A 3,843-nucleotide genomic window follows, 5' to 3' on the forward strand; every position below is an offset into this window, starting at 1 on the left:
GGGTTAGGCGGCAGGGTTACAGCTGCCCCGCGCTGAATGGCCCCGCTTGACAGCACATCGGCGCGAAGGCCACCACGATGGAGAAAGCGCTTCACAACGCTGGCCGGCGAGATGTTGGAGGATGAGAGAGCGGTGCCCATGCCAAGACAGGGCTCACACAACTCGACTCCCTTGACTTTGACTTCTCCTACCCAGAATTCGACTCCGACGAGCTCATTGAGGCGGACACCTCGCGTGAGGAGGTTTCGATGGGTGATTGAAAGCTCTGCCTCGCGGCGTTGCTCATTGAGAAAGGCCTCGATCTCTTCGATTTCGATCAGCGTGAGATTCTGACCGGGCTCATCGTGACGACCGAAGTACCGATCGCCTTCGATGCCAGAGCCGGCGATGACGCTGACCAGCTCTTGCTCGATTTGTGCCTCACCAGACCTCGAGGATGTGTAGATGCGCTCGACCTTCATTGGGGGTCTTTCTGACGCTTAACGTTCGACGTAAGGGGCCTGCCGCAGGCAGGTCCCCTTGACGGAGGGGTTAGGCCTCAGGCGGCTGGCATAAGGCACATTCGGCACCCGGCGCACCAAAGCCTTTGACTTTGATCCTGGGAATGAAGACCTCACTTTGCCCTCGTAGCAAGTACACCTGTGGTCCGAGCTAAAACAAACAAGACGGTTGGCCAGAGGATTGTGTTGATGATGTCGTGCAAGCTGGCTGACCAACGCCAATAGCCCAAACTCAAGAGATCATCTCGCATGTCCACGAGCTCTCCAAGCGTGGCTACTAAGAACACTGCCAGCCAGGGAAGCCATGAAGACGCGGACCGCTTGCTGACCGCCGCGACGATAAGGAAGACTGCGAGCCCGACATAGATGTGTAAGGCGTCTTTGGACAGGCCCGTGGCTGCAACGATTGCCAGCTTGAGCACCTGAACGGTGGAGGTTTCCATTCTTGAGGCCTAACGTTCGACGTAAGGGGCCTGCCGCAGGCAGGTCCCCTTGACGGAGGGGTTAGGCGGCGGATGGCTTGAAATCGAGCGCTGCCCGTGGTGCGGATGACTCGCGACCATGTTGCTTCGCGATGGCAGATGCCGTTTGAGTGGCATGGACACAAGACTCTTGCTTGAGGGATGGCTTAAGGTGCGCCAAGCGCTGAAACGAGGCCAGTAAGGGGAAACGTAGAATTCCGTCCCCCAAACCGATGCTCATGCTACTGATTTTGGAAACTCCTGTCGCCCCTGCAACAAAAACCAGCAAGCGAACTGCTGCTCGCAAGACGATGCCAGAAGCTAGCGAACCGAGAACACYGCCAGCGACGGAGCCTATTAAGACGCTTCTTGTAGCCGCTTGCGGCTGGCCTACGGACGCCACTCTGCCGGTTCGCCAACGCGCTGTGAAGCGTTGAAGCGCACGGGCCCTTGTTTTCCGCCGCWTAACGTTCGASGTAAGGGGCGGCTTGCGCSTMSGCGCAAGACGTCCCCTTGACKGAGKGGTTAGGCGCCGGTGAAGCACCTACTGCTGCCCGCCACCCCCAGACTGAAGGGCGTGAAGGCCTTGAAGAAGCCGCGCAGGTGACCGGAGCGCGGCTCTGCGGCACTGGGGCTGTGGCTGTTTCAGTTAGGCCAGCCATGGAGACCTTGGCTCGTGATTGATGGCCAARCGCTGCAGGCRTGGCGGGGYAGAGATGCGAGGCTGCTATCCCGGTTGCCASAGAGAAGCCCMTGCCAGMAYTCGCTGGATTGGCTGTTKGACTGWAGAACCGTGACCGTGGCGCCGCYGCCCGAATGGYGGGCAGACGAGGYGMCCGATTTGTGACCACGCAGRCAAGAAGACGGSTGGAGCCGTCACCGTCCGTGCGCTGGCCGCCGGAGGACGGACAGCCCAMGCTGRCGSCGGAGCGGGCACGCTTTTCCCAGGGACACCGGGCATCGAGACCGAGGCCATGAACGGCAACCATTGGCAGATGACCTTCCAAGTGACTCAAACCTTCAACACGGCTGTGCGCTTAACGTTTGACATGAGGGGCGTGACCCGGCTTGCCGGGGCACGTCCCCTCGATGGAAGGGTTAGCCGTCATTCGAGGTCGATTCGAGAGTAGTACGGCTCGATGTCAACATTCACGAGCTTGGAGTGAGCTACATCATCAATCAGGCGCCGATAGAACCCAAGGAGAGAATCCTTGACTAGGTGTTCCGTCTTGACTTGGGTGGGTTGGAAGGGTGGCCCTGACAAGCTCTTGTTGTTCAATTTGAAGATAGAGGAGGTTCTGGAAATTACGCCCTTCCCCAGTACGCAGATTGATTCAGGGACGGCTGACTCGTCGCCGAGTTCGTTTGCGTACGCAAAGGCATCCGCCGCCAACGTGTTGAGTGCTGCACCGTCGAAAGCAAAGATGTATGGAAGAATCGGGGCCGGAGTGGTGCCTTGTATTGATAGCGGTCCCTTTGTGTAAGACCAATCACCCTTTCGAACCAGGCTTTTCGTCTGGCGAATGGAGTCCATGGTTGAACGGAGTTCGGTTGTAGACAAGAAGCTCTTGATCTCGATCGTGGCGACCGCACTTTCGGCTAGCACTACTGCTTCGCTATCGGACCCCACAGAGAGGAGAGGGAACCTCGAATCGACAAGAATGCAGTCTTGTTGCGCCGTTCTATTCTCTTCCGAGTCAACTATGACACCGGAACGGATATAGAGATGCTTCGGCAGGTGCGGGCGAAGGAACGTCGCGAAGACTATCTCGCGAAGGCTCCCGGTGGTAGCGGCGTGCCCGGTGCCGCCGGCAACGTCTGCGCTGGCCTTAAGCGCGGCAGCCAAGCGCCTGAACTGTAGACGGATGTCGAGCTTACTCATGACGGCTAACGTTCGAGGTAAGGGGCGGCTTGCGCATATGCGCAAGACGTCCCCTTGACTGAGTGGTTAGGCGCCGGTGAAGCACCTACTGCTGCCCGCCACCCCAAGGCTGAAGGGCGTGAAGACCACGAAGCAGCCGCGCGGGTGACCGGAGCGCGGCTCTGCCGCACTGGGGTTGTGGCTGTTTCRGTTAGGCCAGCCATGGAGGCCTTGGCTCGTGATTGATGGCCAARCGCTGCAGGCRTGGCGGGGCAGAGATGSGAGGCTGCTCTCCCGGTTGCCACAGAGAAGCCCATGCCAGMACTCGCTRGATTGGCTGTTTGAYYGTAGARCCGTGACCGTGGCGCCGCTGCCCGAWTGGCGGGCAGACGAGGYGACCGATTTGTRACCACGCAGGCAAGAAGACGGCTGGCGCCGTCGGTGTCCGTGCGCTGGCCGCCGGAGGACGGACAGCCCAAGCTGGCGCCGGAGTGGACACGCTTCTCCCAGGGCCACAGGGCATCGAGACCGAGGCCATGAACGGCAACCATTGGCAGATGACGTTCCAAGTGACTCGAACCCCTCAAAACGGCTGTGCGCTTAACGTTCGACGTAAGGGGCGGACGCAAGTGGGCGAAGCCCGCTTGTGGACGTCCCCTTGACGGAGGGGTTAGGCGCCAGGGCGGTTGCGAAGAGCGCCGACATACCAGTCTTGGCTGAGCAGCCAGTTCGAGTAATCGTAGAAGATGACTGCGAGCCCCTGCTTTGATCGGAGACAGAAGAATTCATTGAGTAGGCCGGCCAGCTCAGCGAGTTGCCCTTCAAGAGATCGCGGTGACGCGCTCGATTCCACCTCAAGCTGAGGAAGCACCAAGCTCTCCCAGGTAAGGTTGTTTCCCCCGTCGGACCGGACAACCAACCACTCTTTCAGACCTTGGAGCGGGCCGCCGCTTTTCGCTGCGTCGAATCCATTCAGGTAGGCACACACGGATGAAGTACTTGGCGACAAGACATACATTCC

4 protein-coding genes are annotated in these 3,843 nt (G+C 59.5%); all 4 read right to left on the reverse strand.

Features of this window, described 5'->3' with window-relative positions; translation table 11 throughout:
* Positions 1-461 (reverse strand): MOSC domain-containing protein (locus tag AC1DYI_RS29155; RefSeq protein WP_477207615.1); only part of this gene is annotated, 461 nt, incomplete at its 3' end.
* Between the two features lie 152 nt (positions 462-613).
* Complete coding sequence (locus tag AC1DYI_RS29160) at positions 614-943, reverse strand: hypothetical protein (RefSeq protein WP_477207616.1); 330 nt, start codon at positions 941-943, stop codon at positions 614-616.
* 1,123 nt (positions 944-2,066) lie between these two features.
* Entirely contained in the window at positions 2,067-2,843 is a 777-nt protein-coding gene (locus AC1DYI_RS29165) for a DUF6602 domain-containing protein (protein WP_477207617.1), read from the reverse strand.
* Positions 2,844-3,492: 649 nt separating this feature from the next.
* A partial coding sequence (locus AC1DYI_RS29170) for a hypothetical protein (protein ID WP_477207618.1) occupies positions 3,493-3,843 on the reverse strand: 351 nt, incomplete at its 5' end.

This window comes from Ideonella sp. P3_A4, from assembly GCF_056403075.1.